10 protein-coding genes are annotated in these 16780 nt (G+C 51.1%); 5 read left to right on the plus strand and 5 right to left on the minus strand.

All coding sequences use genetic code 11. From position 1 onward, the window contains the following. Positions 1-47: 47 nt before the first annotated feature. On the plus strand, positions 48-1802 hold the full coding sequence (locus tag C7B82_RS20235; RefSeq protein WP_106258083.1) for a hybrid sensor histidine kinase/response regulator: 1755 nt from the start codon (positions 48-50) through the stop codon (positions 1800-1802). Positions 1803-1997: 195 nt separating this feature from the next. Here C7B82_RS20235 and C7B82_RS20240 read toward each other — a convergent pair whose 3' ends face one another. The 3 genes from C7B82_RS20240 to C7B82_RS20250 form a co-directional block, all read right to left on the minus strand. Then, positions 1998-5435 carry a WD40 domain-containing protein gene (locus C7B82_RS20240; RefSeq protein ID WP_106258084.1) on the minus strand — a complete coding sequence of 1146 codons (3438 nt, stop codon included), beginning with the start codon at positions 5433-5435 and terminating at the stop codon, positions 1998-2000. A gap of 78 nt (positions 5436-5513) precedes the next feature. Further along, positions 5514-8504 carry a toll/interleukin-1 receptor domain-containing protein gene (locus C7B82_RS20245; protein ID WP_106258085.1) on the minus strand — a complete coding sequence of 997 codons (2991 nt, stop codon included), beginning with the start codon at positions 8502-8504 and terminating at the stop codon, positions 5514-5516. 175 nt (positions 8505-8679) lie between these two features. After that, positions 8680-9483 carry an MlaE family lipid ABC transporter permease subunit gene (locus tag C7B82_RS20250; RefSeq protein WP_106258086.1) on the minus strand — a complete coding sequence of 268 codons (804 nt, stop codon included), beginning with the start codon at positions 9481-9483 and terminating at the stop codon, positions 8680-8682. A 118-nt stretch (positions 9484-9601) separates the two neighbouring features. On the opposite strand from C7B82_RS20250, the gene C7B82_RS31585 reads away from it, so the two are divergent. The 3 genes from C7B82_RS31585 (at position 9602) to C7B82_RS20260 (ending at position 11577) form a co-directional block, all read left to right on the plus strand. After that, positions 9602-9811 (plus strand): hypothetical protein, encoded by a 210-nt coding sequence (locus C7B82_RS31585; protein WP_146141213.1) that lies wholly within the window; start codon positions 9602-9604, stop codon positions 9809-9811. 23 nt (positions 9812-9834) lie between these two features. Next, positions 9835-10110 (plus strand): hypothetical protein, encoded by a 276-nt coding sequence (locus C7B82_RS20255; RefSeq protein ID WP_106258087.1) that lies wholly within the window; start codon positions 9835-9837, stop codon positions 10108-10110. Between the two features lie 1179 nt (positions 10111-11289). Beyond that, entirely contained in the window at positions 11290-11577 is a 288-nt protein-coding gene (locus tag C7B82_RS20260; RefSeq protein ID WP_245940013.1) for a hypothetical protein, read from the plus strand. 96 nt (positions 11578-11673) lie between these two features. Here the strand turns inward: C7B82_RS20260 and leuC are convergent, their stop codons facing one another. After that, complete coding sequence (leuC, locus tag C7B82_RS20265; RefSeq protein WP_425443638.1) at positions 11674-13131, minus strand: 3-isopropylmalate dehydratase large subunit; 1458 nt, start codon at positions 13129-13131, stop codon at positions 11674-11676. 136 nt (positions 13132-13267) lie between these two features. Further along, positions 13268-14671 carry a CPBP family intramembrane glutamic endopeptidase gene (locus C7B82_RS20270; protein ID WP_106258089.1) on the minus strand — a complete coding sequence of 468 codons (1404 nt, stop codon included), beginning with the start codon at positions 14669-14671 and terminating at the stop codon, positions 13268-13270. A gap of 148 nt (positions 14672-14819) precedes the next feature. On the opposite strand from C7B82_RS20270, the gene C7B82_RS20275 reads away from it, so the two are divergent. Then, positions 14820-16553 (plus strand): ArnT family glycosyltransferase, encoded by a 1734-nt coding sequence (locus C7B82_RS20275; RefSeq protein ID WP_106258135.1) that lies wholly within the window; start codon positions 14820-14822, stop codon positions 16551-16553. The last annotated feature ends 227 nt before the right edge of the window (positions 16554-16780 follow it).

A 16780-nucleotide genomic window follows, 5' to 3' on the forward strand; every position in this document is an offset into this window, starting at 1 on the left:
CGTCATTCAATTGAAGGCAAGGGAATCCTTCTCAACTTTACCCCCTTGTGACCCGTCAACAATTAATTGACAGACCACTAGTGCCTCAGGCGCTGGCGCTGCCTAGTCCTGCTCAACTAGAGCAAGCAAATCGAGCGCTCCAAACGTCCCAGAGCCAGCTTGAGCAGCGAGTAGAGGAGCGCACTACGGCACTGTTGCAAGCTAATCAGCAACTGCAACAAGAAATTAGCGAACGCAAAGCCGTCGAAGCCGAACTGCGGGAACGTGAGGGACGCTTTAGCACTCTCTTCAACGGGATGGAAGATTGGGTATTGGTTTACCACCTGACAGCAGATCATAAACCTGGGCAACTGATTGAGGTGAATGAACAAGCGTGTCGGAGGCTAGGCTATGCTCGCGAGGAATTGTTGAGCATGTCGGTGACCGATATTATCGGAGCGTCGGTTATCCCTGCCCAGAGCACTATTGAGCGTCTCTTGGTCGAAAAACATGTGGTGGTGGAATCGGTGCATCGCACAAAGACGGAGCAGCAGATGCCTGTTGAGGTGAGTGCCACCTTATTTACCCTGGGTGGGTTGCCGACAGTACAGGCGATTTGTCGAGACATTACCGATCGCAAGCGCATTGAAGCCGAACGCGAGCAGTTCTTAGAGCGCGAACGAGTTGCACGTGAACAAGCAGAAGCGGCTAATCGGATCAAAGATGATTTTTTAGCCGTCCTCTCTCATGAACTGCGGACGCCACTCAACCCGATTCTGGGCTGGACGCAGTTGCTGCGTCGGGGCACGTTAAATGCCCAGAAGACGGCGATCGCGCTGGAGACGATCGAGCGCAACGCTAAATTACAAACGCAACTGATTGAGGACTTGCTCGATATTTCGCGCATTTTACAAGGCAAGCTCATCCTCAATCTAGATGCCGTTGACTTGGCGTCAACCATTGAAGCGGCTCAAGAAACAGTACGGCTAGCGGCAGAGTCGAAATCGATCGCCATTCAAACCACACTCGAACCAACGACACGCTTCTTGTTGGGAGATGCCAATCGGCTACAGCAGGTGATCTGGAACTTACTCTCCAATGCTGTGAAATTTACAGCGCCCGGCGGTCAGGTGCAGATCGCACTTACCTACAGTGTCGACGAAGCTCAAATTACAGTGCAGGACACGGGCAAAGGCATTAGCCCTGCCTTTCTTCCCTTTGTTTTTGATACCTTTCGGCAGGCGGATGGCACGATCACCCGTACGTTTGGCGGCTTGGGGCTAGGGCTGGCGATCGTCCGGCAAATTGTCGAACTGCATGGCGGGACTGTGCTTGCTAATAGCTCCGGTGAAGGGGCAGGCGCAACCTTTAGCGTGCGCTTACCCTTGCGGGCAAAAGCTTTGCCAATGAGCCAGAGTCATGAGCCAGTATCAACGCTCTTGAGTTTGCAAAACGTCCACATTCTCGTTGTGGAGGATGAGACGGATACACGAGAGTTGCTGACCTTTATCCTGGAGCAGTCTGGCGCTAGAGTGACGGCTGTCGCATCGGCAACCGCTGCCTTAGCCACTTTGCTTGAGTCGATACCCGATGTCTTGCTGAGTGATATTGGGATGGCAGAGATAAATGGCTACAGCCTGATGCGCCAGATTCGATCGCGCGGCCCAGAACAGGGTGGCAAAATCCCAGCGATTGCGCTTACGGCGTATGCAGGTGAATATGACCAGCAGCAGGCGCTGGTAGCAGGGTTTCAACAACACCTTTCAAAACCTGTGGAGCCGGACGTTTTGGTGCGGGCGATCGCGCAGTTGGTGCTGCAATAGGCGCGGTTGTTTTGTTTAATGGCATCGCTCAAGCTCTGAGGGGCATCGTTGATGCTCCAGGGTTCACGCATGATGTTCGGATGCTCGTCGCTGAGTCTTTGAACCTCGCCGTTGAGTCTTTATTGAGAGAAATCGGGTTTCTGGACGCAACCTAATACGGCATCTGCTCGTAGAGAAACCCGTTTTCTGTATCAGTTAAAGCTGTCGCCTCAATTCTTCGGGGGTAAGGGGATTTCTGCCCGCGCGAAGTTCTTTGATCCAGCGCTGTCGATCGGCCTTCTCTTGCTGGATCTCAGGCAATTTGCCGCCGTTCCCATCAACCCAGTTAACAAAGACTTGAAAGTCGGCGATCGCGCCCTGAAAATCCCCCGTCAACGCTCTAGCAACCCCGCGACTATCCTGAATATTGGCATCCTCTGGGGCAAGGGCAACGGCTTTTTCGCAAGCATCTAAGACTTTTGTAGCGTAGCCTTTGAGTGCGCCAACCCAGCAAAGGGTGTTCCAGGTATCCGCAGAGATTTCAATCGTTGGGTCGAGCTGCTGCGCCTTGGCGTATAAGGGGAATGCCTGCTCAACGTCGTTCTTGTTTGCCAGATCTTCGCCTTTGTCTATCAGGGCGATCGCAGCGCTTTGTCTCGCTTTGGTTTGAGGGTCAAAACCCAAACCAGGGTAGCGCTCCAGAGCAAGACGGAATTTTGCAGCGGCACCATCCAGATCGCCACTGATGGCTAGTTCGTCACCCTGGTCGAGCGGCAGAACAGCGGCAATTTGTTGCGCTTTGATTTTGGGATCAAACTTCAAACCAGGCTTCCGCTTCAAAGCTTCCTGAAACCGCTGGGTGGCACCGTCGATATCGCCTGCTCTTGCCAGTTCCTCACCTTCGGCGATCCAGTCTCGTTCCACGCCAGTGCAGAGTTGGCGATCGCGATCGCTCACATTCGGATTTGTCTTGAGATAATCGCTGAGCCAATGGCAGGTATGCACTACCAGTGTGTCGAAGTCTAAACTCCACAGCAGAGCAATGCCGTCCTTTCCAGCCGTTGCCAGCGTTTTGCCATCCGGGCTAAAGCTTAACCCCCAGATGGTGTCATCATGTCCTTTCAACGTTGCCAATTCTTTGCCGTCTCGGTTCCATAGCTTCACCACCCGTTCGGCAGCAGTAGCAATCAGTGTGCCATCGGGGCTAAACGCGACCTGGTTAATTTGGCTGGTATGCCCTCTCAACGTTTTGAGTTCTTTTCCATCCAGATTCCAAAGCTTTATGGTTTTATCTCGACTGGCAGAAGCAAGGGTTTTACCATCCGGGCTGAAACTGATGTATCGTACCGCAGCCGTATGTCCTCTTAAGGTTGCCAGTTGTTTACCTGCCCGATTCCAGAGTGTAATGGTGCCATCTCTACTGGGCACAGCAATGATTGTGCCGTCAGGACTGAAACTGACCTCATTAACCTGCGTCTTGCTTGCCTTAAACTCAACCAATGGCTTGCGTTTGAAATCTAACAGTTTCACGGTGCCATCTTCACCTGCCAGCGCGATCGTTTGACCATCGGGGCTAAAACTGGCACGCTGAAACTCTCCGCTTTGACCCTTCGGAACTTTCAACGCCCGACCGGCTTGATTCCAGAGTCTAGTCGTGCCAACGTTAGTGGCTGAGTTAATGGTCTTACTATCTGGGGTGAAGCTAACCCATTCCACAGGTGCCTCATAGCCTCTCAGTGTTTTCAGAAAGGCTCCGTCCACACTCCAAAGTTTGACCGTCTTATCATTACTGGCAGTCGCTAACAGTTGATTGTCAGGGCTAAACCTGACATCGTTGATGGCTGCGTTATGCTTCAAAACCGGACGATTCACGTTCCATAGCCGGACGGTGTTGTCTCGGCTACCGAGAGCCAGCAGCCGTCCATCTGGGCTAAAGCTGACACCTGCAATGGGCGTATCAAACGTTCCCAGCGTTTCGAGTTCCTTTCCCTCTATAGTCCAGCGCTTCACTGTACCGTCTTCACCAGCAGAAACCAACGATTGTCCGTCTGGGCTGAAGCTTAAGCCCCAAATTTCACTGGTTCGATGTCCGTTGATCGAGGCTAATTCCTTGCCGTCTAAGTTCCAAAGTTTAATGGTGCTATCGAGATCGACTGACGCAATGAGTTTCCCATCAGGGCTAAAGGTTACACGCCTTACTTGGTTGGTGTGACCCATGAAGGTTTTGAGCCGTTCGCCGGATGCCGTCCAAAGTTTAACTGTTTTGTCGTTTCCCGCAGACACCAGCAGTTTACCATCGGGACTAAAACTAGCATTCCAGACACCGCCAGCATGGGCATCCATACTCTTGAGCGCTCGACCGTCCAGAGTCCAGAATTTGATGGTACTGCCTCGACTAACAGCCACTAACTGTTGACCATTCGGACTGAAGTTGACGCTAAAAACTTCGTCTGTATGCCCCTTTAAAGTACGAATTAGTTTCCCATCCCGCCTCCAAAGTTTGATGGTTTTATCGACGCTCGCAGTGGCAATCATCTGACCATCGGGGCTAAAGCTGACCCAGGTCACGGGGTCTGTATGTTCTTTCAACGTTGTCAGAAGTTTCCCGTCTAAATTCCAGAGTTTGACGGTGTTGTCTCTACTTGCGGAGGCAATTGTTCGACCATCTGGACTGAAGCTCACCATCCAAACCTGATCCTGATGCCCCTCAAAGCGGTTGCGTTCGCGCATTTTGTTGAGTGCCTGTTGCAGCGCTGCCATCACCTGCCATTTGGTGTCGTCAGTGACACCCTCGATTGTTTGCAGCTTGCGGGCGGCTCTCAAACCCTGCATCAATCCTTCTAGCCCCTGATTCGCCGTTAAAAAGGCATCCGCAGACATGCTGAGGGTTTCAATCTGGCTGAGTTCAATTTGTTTGCGGCGAGTTTCGGCTGTTTGATATTGCGTGAATGCCAGCAACCCCAAGCCACTGGCAACCAGCAACGCCACTGTGACCGCACCCAACCACCGACGCTGCTTGCGAATTTCCTGGTGCTGCCGCTGAATTTGAGCCTCCTGTCGATCGCTCTCCGCTCTCCGGCTGGCATCAATATACTCGCGCTGAATCTGGGTCGATCGCGGTTCTTTCTCCGCATTCTGAGTGATCCACTGGATCACTGCATCGAGTTCACTGCCGCGTAGCAACAGATCAGGATTGCGCTGCTTGTCGTCCCACTCGATCGCCCGTACCAAAACCCGCGTGTGTTGCCGCACATGCTCCAGATCGGTGTCGATCGCCTCAATCAGCCGTTGAAAAGCGGAGTCAAAGTCATCACAGCCACGAAAAAATAACCAGTTGTGTCGTCGTAACGCATCGTGAGCTTGCTGGGTATCGAAATCATCGCGTCGGATTACAGGTATCAGGCGTTTGTTGTGTTGCACCGCGTGGTCGATTTCCTGATTGCAGACCTTCGAGGCAACAGAATCAGCACTAACGACAAACACAACGGTGTCGGCGGCTTCGATGCCATGCTCAATTTCTTGCCACCAGTCAGCCGTGAGGGGAATGTCTTCCCAGTCTACCCACGCATTGCGATCGCACGTCACCAAAGCTGTATGTAGTGCCTTGACGAAATCCTTGTCTTTACGAGAGTAGGAGATAAAAACGTCTGCCATGTTCCAATCCCCAAAGAAAGGATAATGCTTGCTTCACAGTAACAGGCTTTCGCTCCGGAGAAAGGTTGGGGCGATCGCTCATTTCTGCTGAACCGCAATGCCGTCGCAGAGGTGCCGATCGCGTTCCGTTACCGTTGGATTTTGTGCCAGGTAGTGATGCACCCAGGTACAGCCATGCTCCATGAGTGCATCCAGGCTTACGTTCCAATCCCAGAGAATCATCTGTTTATCAAGACCAGCTGAAGCAAGAAGTTTGCCGTCGGGACTGAAGTCGATGTTTACAACCCCACCTTCATGACCAGTTAGCGTTCTCAAGAGTCTGCCATCCAGGCTCCAGAGCTTGATAGTGTTGTCATAACTAGCAGAGGCAATGGCCTGGCCATCAGGGCTAAAGCGCACATCTCTCACCTCAGCGTTATGCCCTTGAAGGATGGCTAGCAAGGTACCATTCCGTTTCCATAACCGAACGGTATTATCTGCACCTGCCGATGCTAGTGTTCGACCATCTGGGCTAAAGGCAAGTTGAAAAACAGAACCTTGATGTCCAATGAGCGTTTGAAGCAGCTTGCCGTCGTGTTGCCAAAGCTTAACGGTACCATCTTTGCCCGCCGACGCAAGCAGTTGTCCATCGGGGCTGAAGACCACGCGGTAAACGATTGCTGTGTGTCCTGACAAGGTTGCTATATGCGTACCGTCTCGTTTCCAAAGTTTGACAGTTTTGTCTGAACTGGCTGTGGCAATGGTATGCCCATCAGGGCTGAAGCGAATATCATTCACACCATCATGATGCGGGAGCGTTTTGAGTAGTGTGCCGCTAGACTGCCAAAGTTTAGCAGTACCATCCTCGTCGGCTGTGGCTATTTGTTTCCCATCAGGACTAAACCGTGCTTCCCAGACAGTATCTTTGTGACCTTTGAGTGTGGTTTGCAGCGCACCCGTTAAATTCCAGAGCTTTACCGTTTTGTCAGCACTGGTTGAAGCGATCGTTTGGCTATCAGGACTGAAACTTAAGCCTGCAATATCTTTTAGATGGCCCTTTAATGGTGTGACCAGTGTACCGCTTGATCGCCAGAGTATGGGAGTCGCATCGTTACTGCTGGATACCACAAATTTGCCATCAGGGCTAAAAACAACCTTTTGCAGTGGCTCTTGATAGCCCCTCAATATCTTGATTAAGGGCTGGTTAAAGTTCCAAAGCTTAATGGTCTTGTCGTCACTGGCAGAGAATAAAAAGCTGCCATCCCGATTAAACACAAGATGTTTTACCCAGTCTGTGTGTCCAGAGAGCGTTTCGAGTAGTGTTCCAGTCAAGGTCCAGAGCTTGATCGTTTTGTCTCTACTGGCTGTGGCAATGGTGCGGCGATCAGGGCTAAAGGCAACACTTTGCACAATCTCCTGATGCCCATTCAGTGTTGCTATCAGTGTGCCATCCAGTTTCCAGAGTTTGACGGTTTTGTCGTAGCTAATCGAGGCCAGTAGTTGACTGTCAGGACTGAATACAACTTTCGATACCGCATCTGTATGCCCATTCAAAACCTTGACGAGAGTGCCATCCCGTTTCCACAACCGGACGGTCTTATCGGCGCTGGCAGACACAAAGCGCTGACCATCAGGGCTGAAGCTGACGCTTTTAATTTCGTCTTGATGCCCTTTTAAGGTCGCGAGTAAGGTTCCGTCTAGCCGCCATTGCTTAATCAAACCATCTGCTCCAACCGAAAGCAAAAACTGTCCATCCGGGCTAAAGGCAAGATCTCTCACCCCTCCCTTATGCGCTTTGAGTGTGGTAACCAAAGTTCCATCGGGCTTCCACAATTTGACCAGTCCATCCTTGCTGATGGAGGCAAGGATTTTACCATCTGGGCTATAGCTAGTTGCTAAAACTCTTCCAGTATGCCCCTTAAGCGTTCTAAGCAAGGTGCCATTGATGCGCCAGAGTTTAATGGTGTAATCCCCACTGGAGGAAGCAATCGTTTGTCCATCGGGGCTAAAGCTCACCCCCCAGACAGTATAGGTATGACCTTCTAAAGAGTGAATTAAGGAGCCGTCGAGTCGCCAAAGTTTCACGGTGCCATCACGACTCGCCGAAGCAAGGGTTTGACCGTTAGGGCTCAAAACGAGGTCGGTGATGCCGCTTTTGTGTGCTTGTATGCTATTAGCCTGTCTCACCCACGAAACCGCTTGCTGAAGGGTCGTCAGCACCTGGGTCTGTAGAACAGACTGCTGCATGTGCGATTGTTTAAAAAGCCTTCCTGCTCGCAGTGCCTCAATGAGAGCGTCAAACTTTCGGTTCGATGCAAATAAGGCTTCTGATGAAGCAAGAACCGCTTTAACTTCACCTTCTCTTGCAACCTGATACTGCCTGAAAGCAAAGACACCTAAACCTGTAGCTACTGCCAATGCCGCAAAGACTAGACCAAGCCAGAGGCGCTGCTGCTTAATCTCGGCTTGCTGTCGCTTAATTTCAGCGTCTCGACGGGCAGTTTCCGCCTTGCCGCTAGTCAAAACATAATCTGTTTGGAGGGTAGTTGGGTGCGGTTCTTTCGCAGCGCCTTGAAGTAACCACTGTCTGGCTTCAGCTAAGTCCTTGCCACGTAATAGAAAGCTTTCATCTTCTTCTTGGTGATTCCACTCGATTGCCCGCTCCAAAAGGCGTGTGTGCGATCGCACATAGTCTAGGTCAGTGTCAATAGCTCGTAATAACGACTGAAACGCCTGATCAAAATCATCTTGTTCACGAAACAGGAGCCAGTTGTGTCGCCTCAGTGCGTCGTGAGCGTGCTCAGCAGCGAAGTCATCTCGCCGCACTATCGGCACGAGTCGTTTGTTGTGTTTAACCGCGTGATCGATCTCCTGATTGCAGACTTTAGACGCAATGGAATCAGGAGTTACCACAAAGACAAACGTATCCGCCGCTTCAATGCCGCGTTCAATTTCCTGCCACCAGTCAGCTGTCAGGGGAATGTTTTCCCAGTCTACCCAGGCGTTGCGATCGCGCTCAACTAGTGCTGTATGAAGCGTTTTGACAAAATCTTTGTCTTTACGGGAGTAGGAAATAAAGACATCAGCCATAACTCAATTTCCAGGAAGCGATCATTATTGCTACACCGTAGCAGGCTTTCTCTCTGGGAAAAAACTGGTTGAGGCGATCGTTGCAGTTAGTTTACCTTTAGCTCGTCGTGCCGACTTAGAGGTGGCGATCGCGCACTTAGCTAGCCGCGTTTCTGTCAGCGTTTTTCTCACCCCCTCACCCCCCCATCCCCTGCCCCAGCGCGCTGCCCAAGCCCTGAAACATAATCCACGACAGGAAGAAATTAGAAATAAAAATGGCCAGCAGTGAGGTCACAACGGCGGCGGTGGTGGATTGCCCAACGCCTTTTGCGCCGCCCGTGGTCGTTAGCCCCCAACTGGAGCCAATAATGGCAATCAGCGCACCGAAGAAAACAGCCTTGATGGGTGCACCACAGAGATCCCAGACGCTCAAAAAGTTTCGTGCCGAATCGATAAACACCTTCTGTGGAATGCTGTAAAGGGTATTGGCGATGATCATGCCGCCAATCATGCCAGTCAGTAACGAGAGCACCGTCAGAATTGGCAACATCAAGCAGCAAGCAATCACTCTAGGGATTACCAGATAGTCGATCGGGTCTGTCTTGAGCATGTAAAGCGCATCGATTTGCTCAGTCACGCGCATGGTACCCAGTTCGGCTGCGAACGCCGATCCCACCCGACCAGCCAGAATGACTGCTGTCAGCACGGGAGCCATTTCACGGGTTAACGAGATCGCCAAGACCCCACCGACAGCGCTACTCGCGCCAAAATTAATAAATTCTCTGGAAACCTGAATGGTAAAGACCATCCCAATGAAGGTAGAAGTCAGCAGGGCGATCAGTAACGACTCTGGTCCAACGGCTGCCATCTGCTCAAGGGTATTGCGGCGATGGATTTTACCTGCCAGTAAATGCACCATCACCTGTCCACCCAGTAGGATCGCTGCCAGTAAGCGCTGACCCCACAGACTTAAGCCAGTAGTAAGCGGCTTTTCACTCACAAGAACACAATTGAAACAATAACCTTAGCAAGAATAGCGGATCACTGTAAGGTCGTCAGTATAGAATCAGCAATTCTCATTTTGAAGCTCGGTGTTCTGCACCCAAACTCCTTCTTTTGTGGCAGATCGATGGTTGCTGGAGAGCATAGCGTATCAACGATCGCCGCTAGCGCTGGCGCGAACGATTGTCAGTGTGACTGGCCATCTGGGACGGTTTGTATCCGCAAGAAAGTGGGCGCAACGTCGTTTTCTATGCTTGCAAAAATTACCCGTTGGGGTACCCAATGCCGCCCGTAATGTTCTCAGTTCAGACTGGTGTAGTTTTTAAGCCCACTTACTAGGAACATTTCTATGCTGTCTAACGCGTCCTCTTCTGCCACCCTTGCAAAAAGCATCTTTAAAAGCAAGACGTTCTGGGGTGCTGTTTTAACGGCCGTTGCCGCGATCGCTCCTATAGTCGCTAAAAGCGTGAATGACTATCAAGAGAACCATAAAATTGACCCCAATAGCGTTGCTCAAATCGTAGTTGTGCTGGCAACAACCGGTGTCACGATACTTGGACGCTTGGATGCGAGTGGTCCTGTTTATACGCCCAACGGTTTCCCAGGTCCAAATAAACCTGAATAGTGGGGTGATGTTCTGGATCTGCGAACTGACGTCCTTTTAATACAGATTAATTCAGAGAGTAAATCTTAGCCCCTCATTGCAGGGGCTTTCTGCGTTGATGGCATTGCAGCCTGTGGTGTGATGCAATGCTGCCAGCAGCTAACCCAGAGCCAAAACCTGAAGGCTTTGGCTCAATCATCCACGCCTGAGAATGCTCTGAAGGCTGGGTTTATTCTTTTGCTGTTTTCGCTGGCGCCTGTTGTTGCACGAGCTTCATCTGCTCCCCACAGCAGATCTCGGAAACTGACGATTTACCGTCTGCACAAGGGCAGGCCTTCTCATAAACAAGCTGTGCTCCGCACTTTGCGCAAGCGTAACGATCACCGGCTTGACGTTGCATTTCAATTTCCTCCTTCGTTTTGTTGTCTGAGAGTGTGGTCTAACGTTCGGGTCTAACGTTCGATTGAAGGTTGTGTAAGCTATCCAGTTGATCGAGCGGCTCGGCAACCCAGTTGAAAGCATCTATACTGCGTCCGAATCGTTGCGTTTTTGAGGCAATGATCAACTGGTGGAAACAATAAGATGATGTCGGGCTGGCTGAAACACTCTACAGGTCGAATCTGGACGTCATACAGCTTGAAAAAGTAGCAAATGCTGCGATCAGACTCTAAGTCTTTCCAGAACTCTTTCCAGAACTTTAAATCTTCACGAAAATTTTATCACAACGCGCAAGCATTTTGAGCCTCCATGCTTAGAAACGTGAATTAAATCATCTGTAAATCTGGCATCCTGTAGGCGACTGGCATTGCCATGCTCCTAAGGAGCGTGGATTAAATAACATCGGTCATCTTCACGGTAAGGGCTTAGCATTCGGCAGGGTTGCCTTCGGCCACAGCAAGCGCTTTTACCCGAATGCTAAGCCCCTACAAAATTGTCGGTTGATTAAATTCTCATTCCTAAGCGAGACATTCGACCTTATTTAATCGGTCTTCCTTAGCGGATCATGCTATTTGGGCTGCAATGACAAAACTTATGGTTTGATTTGCTGGAAATGTTCACAGAGCTTCAACAAGATATTTAAGCTTGATTTAAGATTTCTCACATCTCCTGGTGATCGAGACGATCGCTCTTATGGTGGGAGAGGAACTTCGCATCGCCCAAACCGCTCGCTGGATAAGCCAGCACCTTATGACTATGGTTATGTCACCCGCCTTTATCCGTTCCCTGTTGCTGACCAGCACCTTCAGCTTTGCCTCTCCATTGGTGCTCATCGGCATTGTGCTGGCGTTGCTGTCAGCGATCGCGCAAATTCCGCTCATGACAGCGATCGCCCAGGTTGCAGCCGAAAAACTTTTACAGTTTCTGGCCGTCTTTGGCAGTGGCGACTCGTTTCAGGGAGCCTTGGTCATTGGTTTGACCTGTGGATTAGTCGGCGCACTGTTCGATGCCTATGCCTTCTACCGCCACCAAAACTTACGCGATAGCTAATGAGAGCCGATGCAAAAACCGGGTTTCTCAACCAAACTATGCCGTTGAGTCACCTGGTAGCGATCAGAAACCCGGTTTCTTTTAAAGCCAGCATCTCTAAATCAACTCCCGCACATCTGTTACTTGTCCCGTTACCGCAGCCGCTACGACCATAGCGGGACTCATCAACAATGTGCGACCCGATGACGAACCTTGCCGACCTTTGAAATTGCGGTTGGATGACGAGGCGCTGAGTTGGCGACCTTGAAGCTTATCAGGATTCATCGCGAGACACATCGAGCAACCGGGTTCACGCCACTCAAAGCCAGCCTCGACAAAAATGTCGTGCAGTCCTTCCGCTTCTGCTTGCTTCTTCACCCGCTCGGAGCCAGGCACGACAAAGGCTTTGATGCCAGCCGCAACGTGTCGCCCTTGCGCAAATTTAGCTGCTTCCCGCAGATCGCTGATTCTGCCGTTGGTGCAGCTACCGATAAAGCAGACATCGACTTTGGTGCCCTGCACTGGCTTACCAGGCTGTAAGTCCATGTATTGATACGCTTCTTCCGCGATCGCCCGTTCATCCACCGGCATTTCATCGGGTGTGGGGACGCTTTCATTGACGGCAATGCCCTGACCCGGCGTGATGCCCCAGGTAACGGTCGGCGCGATCGTGGCTGCATCAAACACAATAACATCGTCGTAAACGGCATCGGCATCGCTACGAATGTTGTTCCACCAGGCAACAGCCTTGTCCCACTCAGCCGCTTTAGGCGCGAAGTCGCGTCCTTTAAGATAGTCAAACGTCACCTGATCGGGATTGACATAGCCACAGCGGGCACCACCTTCGATCGCCATGTTGCAGACGGTCATCCGCTCTTCCATGCTCATCTGCTCAAAGGTGGTACCGGCAAATTCGTAAGCATACCCAACACCGCCCTTCACGCCCAGTTTGCGAATGATATGAAGGATGACATCCTTGGCATACACACCGGGCTTCAGCGTCCCGTTGACTTCAATTTTACGCACCTTCAGCTTCGCCAGCGCCAGAGTTTGGGATGCCAGCACGTCGCGCACCTGGCTGGTGCCAATGCCAAACGCGATCGCCCCAAACGCTCCATGCGTTGCCGTATGGCTATCCCCACATGCGATCGTCATCCCAGGCTGCGTTAAGCCCTGTTCCGGCGCAATGACGTGGACAATCCCTTGATTACCCGACCCAACGTTGTAGAACGTAATGTTGTTTTCTTTGCAGTTCTGCTCCAGTGCCTGCATCATGTCTTCGGCGATCGAGTCGGCAAGGGGACGCGCCAAATTATCGGTCGGGACAATGTGATCGACCGTTGCAACCGTGCGATCGGGAAACAGCACCGTGAGGTTCCGCTCGCGTAGCATCGCAAAGGCTTGAGGACTGGTGACTTCGTGAATCAGGTGCAGACCAATGAAGAGTTGTGTCTGTCCTGAAGGCAAAGTGCCAACGGTGTGTGCATCCCAAACTTTATCAAACAGCGTCCCTGTGCTCATGGTTTTTGTCTTGCCTGCCCGCGATCGGTGTGTGGTGGGACTCCATTCTACCAAGCGATGTTCACAACGGGGATAAAAGCGATCGGCGGTCAGCGGTCAGCGGTCAGCGGTCGGTAGTCAGTAAAAATTGGATCAAGCGCTGCTAACGCTGCAACTAGGCTTGCGATGGCTGATAGCTGATAGCTGATAGCTAAAAAGGCACAACCAGCGATGCACCTAATAGTAGAACAGCCGTCGTATCCACAATGCCGTGAATCGTGATCGAAGCCCAGAGACGATTAGTTTCGCCAAAGGCCAGGGCATAAAACATCGATGCCAGGGTTGCTAACGCTGCATAAATGGCTTTGTACTGCAACGGCGATAGGGCAATACCAGAACCAGGATTATTGCCGATGTGACAAACGCCAAAAATGACGGAGCAAATGATCGCAGACCACAAAACAACCTGTTGACGATTCAGGGGCTGGTGCGATCGCGCCTGCATTTGATCACGAATGAACACCATCAGCCCCGATCGAAACAGCATTTCCTCAAAGATGCCAACACGAAAGCTAAAGAGAACGGCATAGCTGAGGAAAAAAAGGATAGAGCCACCTAAAGCCTGCCAATCGAAGGTTGAAAGCGCTTTGGATGGTGCAAACTTTAGCACCAGCGCCAGCGGCACTAAAAGCACAACCGCCAATAGAATCATCTTAGCGGTGTAGAAGACATCGTCTTTACGCACAGCAAAGCTGTAGCCAAAGTGCGCTCGCCCCAGCCCTGTTCCATAGATTAAGACAAGTGCAAACAGGGTGAGGCTGATAAATGGACCAAAGCTAAACGACGGTCTAGAAAACCAAAAAAGACTGACCAGGCAAGCAGCCGCTAAGAGTAAATCAAACACCATCATGCGATCGGGCGGTGTTGTTCTCACGATCGGCAACTGCATTATAAAGGCGATCAGTACATAGCTTAAACCAATGAAATACCCTGAATATTCAGCTTCAAAAGTAGATGAAATTAGCGATGTATTAACAAGGCTGATGTAAAGCAAATTAGCAATGAGAAAACTAAGGAGCTGCCCGTTTCGCTTCACAAAAGTAGCGATTGTTTGATCTTTCTTTGTGTAGATTCTACGACCACGTAGCTCTAGCAATAAAAAAGGCAATCGCAGAACAACAAAGACTCCCAGCAAAAAGCAGAGGGCATTCAGCCCAAAATTATTGCTTACAATGAGGCTGTCGAATTGCTTGAGCCAACTAAACCGCGTTGGGTTCAACGCTAACAATTTAACAACGGCAATATAAAGCCCCAAGAGTAAGCAAGTCAGCGTTTGAAACCAAAGCCCATTATTTTTTAAGAGCACCCGCCTAGCAAACTCTGCTCCAACATGAGTTGCTAGAAAAAAGATGGGGATGGCAGCAAAGATGACAAACGATGCTGCTTCTACCAAACGCTCTGTAAGCGTCCAAAGCTTATGACTAAGACTGAGCCGAATGACAATTGCGCTAAACCAGAGCACGCAGCCGATCGCTGCCACCATGAGCTCGCCGTTGCCGTCATATCGCTTTGGTTCGGCAAACTCGCAGCGGTTGGTTAAAAAGCCCACATTCATCAATTAGCGTTAGATGTCAAACGAACTCTGAAATCATAGCACTCTGCTTTTTCTCTCTGTCGCTGGGAGTACAGGACTGAAACTTGATAGCGTATTAAAGCCGTCAGCGATCAAACAAGCGATCGCACTACTAACCATGGGGATCTGGATGGAAGCCGTAAAAAAATGGCTGACTCAGCGAGAAAATCATCAATTGCTTGGCCTCCTGGTCTGTGGCTTGTTGCTACGGGGCGCGATCGCCGTCTGGTTACCACCTGGTTTTGATGAAGGCTACTACTATCTCTACACGCGTCATCCCGATTGGAGCTACTTTGACCATCCATTATTAGTAGCGCTGACAACAGGCTTTGGCCCCTGGCTAACCGGCCTTGTTTCGCCGTTCACCATTCGGTTAGGAACGCTCCTGCTACACACGGGATCGCTGCTGCTGCTGGACCTGACCAGTGCACGGCTCTTTTCCACGCGTGCAGCGACCTTGACGCTAGCGATCGCTACTCTAGTCCCCATTTTCCAACTCGGCTTCGGCGTCCTGACCTTACCAGACAGCCCGTTAATGTTCTTCTGGACAGCGGCCCTATACGTAGCCGTCTGCGAATTTTTTGAGCCCCAGGACGCAAAGCAACAGAACGATACCGCTTCGCCCCTCTCTTCCCCTGCTTCCCTTTCTCCCTCCGTCCCCCTTTCCCCCCTCTACCGTCCTAGCTATAAGCTGGCGATCGTCGGTCTCCTCGTCGGCCTCGCCTGCCTGGGTAAATATCACGGACTGGCGCTTGGCTTCGGGCTGCTTGGCTTCTGCCTCACCAATTCGCGCTATCGAGCCGCCCTACTTTCACCCTGGATGCTGGCAAGCCTGGGACTCTTCCTACTGGCCATTTCGCCGATCGTGGTTTGGAATGCCCAACATGACTGGGTTTCACTACGGTTTCAGTCAGGACGCGCCGTTCCCGATCGTGGCTATAGTCTCCTGGATCTATTAGTCACCTTTCTCGCAGGCGTTGCCTACCTATTCCCAACCTTTGGCTTTCCTTTATGGTGGGTGAGCGGAAAAGCCCTGGTAGGGCAGCTCGGCAGGGGAGTGGGGACGCAGGGGGATCAGAGGGAGCAACTCAAAACTCAAAACTCAAATCTTCCCCACACCCCACACCCCACACCCCACACCCCACATTCCTCACCCCTCACTTCCCTCATCCTCTGGCTTGCGCTCCCTTTAATGCTGATCTTTACCTTTATGGGTGGCTACCGCTCCATCTTGCCAACGTGGGCAATGCCAGGTTTTTGGGGTGCAACGCTGTTGTTGGGACAGCAAGCAGTGAGTTGGCAACGGCGCACTGTCAAGCGCTGGTTGGTAGGATCGGGCTTGGTAATCACCAGCCTGCTGCTAGTGGCGTTACTGCATGTGACGATCGGCACCTTACAAAAGCCGAGTCGCTACGCTTGGTTCGGGGGCTTTTTGACACCCAGTAACGATGCGTCCACACAACTCATCGATATTCAGCAACTGCGGCGAGGTTTTGCCGATTCACCGTTGCTCACTACCGCCATGCAAGCGACAGACTTTTTCTTTACCAACGACATATACCTGGCAGGACAATTAGGTATGGCGATCGCGCCTCTCAACCCCAAACCCATTACCTGTTTTGACAAAGATTTACGCGGCTTTGCCTTCTGGTCTACTCGCGACGAATGGGTGGGGCAAAGTGGTCTTCTGGTCACAACGGCAGTACAAGCGCGATCGACAGTTAACCAATACCAGGAGTACTTTAAGGAGATTCAAAAAATTGCCGCGATTCCGATTCAACGGGGTGGCTCGATCGTGCAAGTGATTGAAATCTACCAGTGCAAGACCATGCTGCAACCCTACCCAAGACCATATGGGAGATAATGATAACGGTTGAATTAAAAGTTTTGAATCAGCAGGGCTTTGTTGCATGAACATTCTCGGGAGATTTATCTTCTTATCTCCCAACTTCTACACTAAACCATCTGCCGCTTTAACTGACAGACTGGAGCCGTTGTAGTGCTATTGAAAGCACGGTGCAGGAGCGATCGCTAAAGTAAACGACATCAATCAGGCAAGTTAATTTGAACTCCCAATTCTGGGGAAGACAG

The sequence above is a fragment of the Stenomitos frigidus ULC18 genome (genome assembly GCF_003003795.1).
Classification (GTDB): domain Bacteria; phylum Cyanobacteriota; class Cyanobacteriia; order Leptolyngbyales; family Leptolyngbyaceae; genus Stenomitos; species Stenomitos frigidus_A.

Excerpts from the sequence above, each read along its gene's own strand:
- C7B82_RS20240 (WP_106258084.1), bottom strand. The coding sequence starts at position 5,435 with ATGGCAGACGTTTTTATCTCCTACTCTCGTAAAGACAAGGATTTCGTC.
- C7B82_RS20245 (WP_106258085.1), bottom strand. The coding sequence starts at position 8,504 with ATGGCTGATGTCTTTATTTCCTACTCCCGTAAAGACAAAGATTTTGTC.
- C7B82_RS20255 (WP_106258087.1), top strand. The coding sequence starts at position 9,835 with ATGCTGTCTAACGCGTCCTCTTCTGCCACCCTTGCAAAAAGCATCTTT.
- C7B82_RS20260 (WP_245940013.1), top strand. The coding sequence starts at position 11,290 with ATGTCACCCGCCTTTATCCGTTCCCTGTTGCTGACCAGCACCTTCAGC.
- C7B82_RS20270 (WP_106258089.1), bottom strand. The coding sequence starts at position 14,671 with ATGAATGTGGGCTTTTTAACCAACCGCTGCGAGTTTGCCGAACCAAAG.
- C7B82_RS20275 (WP_106258135.1), top strand. The coding sequence starts at position 14,820 with ATGGAAGCCGTAAAAAAATGGCTGACTCAGCGAGAAAATCATCAATTG.